At 60.6% G+C, this 2,510-nt stretch carries 4 protein-coding genes; 2 read left to right on the forward strand and 2 right to left on the reverse strand.

What is annotated here, in order from left to right:
* Positions 1-230: VWA domain-containing protein (locus ACFQ7F_RS45715; RefSeq protein ID WP_383285690.1), on the forward strand; the 230-nt coding region annotated here is incomplete at its 5' end.
* Between the two features lie 66 nt (positions 231-296).
* Here the strand turns inward: ACFQ7F_RS45715 and ACFQ7F_RS45720 are convergent.
* Positions 297-710 carry a DUF6281 family protein gene (locus ACFQ7F_RS45720; RefSeq protein WP_383285693.1) on the reverse strand — a complete coding sequence of 138 codons (414 nt, stop codon included), beginning with the start codon at positions 708-710 and terminating at the stop codon, positions 297-299.
* Between the two features lie 35 nt (positions 711-745).
* On the reverse strand, positions 746-1,828 hold the full coding sequence (locus tag ACFQ7F_RS45725) for a matrixin family metalloprotease (RefSeq protein WP_383285696.1): 1,083 nt from the start codon (positions 1,826-1,828) through the stop codon (positions 746-748).
* Between the two features lie 253 nt (positions 1,829-2,081).
* Between ACFQ7F_RS45725 and ACFQ7F_RS45730 the strand changes: the two genes are divergently transcribed.
* Positions 2,082-2,510: bifunctional DNA primase/polymerase (locus tag ACFQ7F_RS45730; RefSeq protein ID WP_383285699.1), on the forward strand; the 429-nt coding region annotated here is incomplete at its 3' end.

Genomic DNA, 2,510 nt, shown 5'->3' on the forward strand with positions numbered 1-2,510 from the left:
CCCTCAGGGACGCATCAGGCCTGCCGATCTTCTGGGCGTTCGTCGGCTTCGGGGAGCGCATCGAGTTCCTGGAGAAGCTCGATGACCTGCGCGGCCGTCGGGTCGACAACGCGTCCTTCTTCCACGCGCGTGACCCGCACGCCGTGAGCGACGCCGCGCTGTACGACGGCATCACGCACGAGTACGCGGGATGGCTCGCCGCCGCGGCTGCCGCAGGGATCGTGCGATAGCGCCTCACGGCCGAAGAGCGGCAGGCTCTTCGGCCGTGATCGTCAATCAACCGAGCGGACGAGCCGTCAGGATGCGTCGATGAGCTTCTTCACTGCGGGGGGCAGCTCCTTGCCAGACTTCACGGCGAACAAGGTGGCCTCGTCGGCCTTGTCGCCGACGGCAATGGCAACATCTGTGTCCAGCCCTTTGACTGCGTAGGCCGTCGACCCTACGGGGGATTCTTCGCCTCCGTCTTGCTCCCCTGTGTCGTCACAAGGTGCAAAACTCACCGACCCCAGTTTTTTTCCCACGGTGATCGATACCTTAGCGATATCTTCGTATGTCCGGTTCTCGTACTTCACCTGCTTTGCACAGACTGCCTCCGACTGACCTTTCCCGTCATCTCCGTCGTTGCCGGAGGATGAGCAGCCAAAGACCGAGGCCATGGCTGCCACAACGATCAGTGCCCGTGTGGATCGACCTCGATCGATTACGCCCACAGATTGCTCCTTGTCCATTAGCAGGTTTCTGCGTGTTAGTGGATGTCCGTGTAGATCTTCTTGAGGCCCAGAATGTCTCCCTTGCCGAGCGACCTGCTCTGGGTCTCGCACGAACCTACGTAGGGCTGCATCGTGAGATTCTCATGATCACGTCCGGTAACGTGGCCCAAGCCGAACGCGTGGCCGGCCTCATGGGTGCCGACGGACCTGATGTCGAACTTGTTTCTGCAACTGCTCGTTGGGTTGTTGGTGAAGTTGTAGTCCTGCGTGTTGAAGCGGACGTCGGCCTCCGTGAGGTCGTCCTTCATGCCCGGTGGTAGTGATGCAGAGAATGAACATGTGACCGCCAGGGTGCCAGACGGCAGGTTTCCGGCATCCCAAGTGCTCTTGCCGTCTCGGTCCGTGCATTTTCCCGAGGTGTTGATGTCTGCCTCGTAGGTGGTGGTTCCCTTGTACTTGGACCAGGCGTCGACTCCGTCGTTGTAGCCGCAGACGTTAGGGTTAACGATGTTGTGGATGGACTCGGTGAATGCCCACATGGCCTGAGTTCGGCTGAGCGCGCCCGGCATTCCTCCGTCCCCGATGTACCAGTTGTATGTGCCGTACTCCGCCCATCCCTTGTGCTTGTAAGCGCCATCCCAGCACGCCGAAAGCGCGGTAGTGTGGAAGTCGTCCTCGGTTAGGACCGGGACGTCACCCTCCTGTGGGATATCTGATTCATCTGCGCCGTCGCTGTCGGATTCCTCGGTCTTGTCTCCTGGTGTCGTCACTGTCCCCGACAGGTCGTCGGGGACATCGGAGCCGCCGACGGTAGACTCAGTGTTTTCCTCGCCCAGGCCGTAAGAGACGATTCCGTCCTTGGATACGGACAGCGCGAACCCGTCGATCTCTCCACTGACGGTCAGGCTGTCTACCTCAACGGTCATTCCTGGTTGAGGAACCGTGACCCCCGTGTTTCCGTACGCCACCATGCGACCGATCGCATCACACTCGATGGCGGACGACCCTGAGGGTAACTCGCTTATGCTCAGCTCGCCTTCAGGTAACACGCATCTCTCTGCGGCCATGACCTGCGGCCCGACGGATATCGTCGTTGCTGACAAGATGAGGGCGAACATCACAGACCCCCTCTTCGTGAATCTTCTATTCCGCTTTGTCACTCTCTACCTCCACTGCTTTCGTTCATCGTGTGAAATCTGGCGAAAACTCGATGAGAGTAACCTTTGTAATCTTTGAATTGCCATCCTTTATGAGACAGAAGCCGCTTCGCCTATTGGCTGGTCTGTACCTGTTGAGGGTCTGCAACTGTGAGGTAGAGGCCGGCATGTTGAAGATCGAGAAGTGCCAGCAGCCTCTGTGGTGGGATGTGCCGTGAACCTGATCGGTTCCGCCGTCGCCGCCTGGCAGCGCGGCTGGCATCTGTTCCCCGTCAACCCCTGCGGCACCCACTGCCCGCAGTCCGGCGACGTCATCGACGAGCAGCCGCACCTGATCACCCCCACTCGCCCCTTCAAGATCCGATGGGGTGAGTGGGCGACCAACGACCTGAACAAGGTCATCGAGGCGTGGGCCTACTCGCCGTCGGCCAACCCGGCGATTGCGTGCAGGCCTTCGGGCCTGCTGGTCGTCGACTGCGACGTGAACAAGGGCCCCGGCCAGCTGGAGGGCACACCGTACGAGGCACTGCACTCCGAGCTCGGTCCGCTGGTCGATGGCACAGACGTCCTGCGCTACATGTGCGAGCAGTACGGCGGCAGCTGGGGCGAACTCATGGACACCTACCGCGTACAGACCGGGCGA

This window comes from Streptomyces sp. NPDC056486 (assembly GCF_042795295.1).
Classification (GTDB): domain Bacteria; phylum Actinomycetota; class Actinomycetes; order Streptomycetales; family Streptomycetaceae; genus Streptomyces.

Excerpts from the sequence above, each read along its gene's own strand:
- ACFQ7F_RS45725 (WP_383285696.1), bottom strand. The coding sequence starts at position 1,828 with ATGTTCGCCCTCATCTTGTCAGCAACGACGATATCCGTCGGGCCGCAG.